Here is a 362-nt window from a genome sequence, read left to right as displayed (position 1 = left end):
ACGCTGATCGCATGCGCTTCTCCGTGTCCGAACTCGTCGTCGACTGCCGGGAACCCGCGTCGTTGGTCCGCTTCTGGGCCGCCCTGCTCGGCGGCACACCGGTGGACCGCGAGGCCGACTGGTCGTACGTCGATCCGCCGGGCTTCCGCCGGCTGGCGTTCCAGCGGGTGCCGGAGGCGAAGACGGTGAAGAACCGGCTCCATCTGGACCTGGACGTCGAGGATCTGACGGCCGCGACGGAGCGGGCGGAGGAGCTGGGGGCGATCCGCGTCGGCGCCCGGGTGACCGATGAGCAGGGCACGTTCCAGGTGCTGCTCGACCCGGAGGGCATCGAGTTCTGCCTCCTCGGGTAGGTCCTCGCT

1 protein-coding gene is annotated in these 362 nt (G+C 70.4%); it reads left to right on the top strand.

What is annotated here, in order from left to right; genetic code table 11:
* The first annotated feature begins 11 nt into the window (after positions 1–11).
* Entirely contained in the window at positions 12–353 is a 342-nt protein-coding gene (locus ACSNOK_RS33550) for a VOC family protein (protein ID WP_436784549.1), read from the top strand.
* Positions 354–362 lie beyond the last annotated feature (9 nt).

This window comes from Streptomyces sp. URMC 126 (assembly GCF_051386555.1).
Lineage (GTDB): Bacteria > Actinomycetota > Actinomycetes > Streptomycetales > Streptomycetaceae > Streptomyces.
Note: the sequence above shows the minus strand (reverse complement) of the source record. Positions and strands in the feature narration are given on the sequence as shown.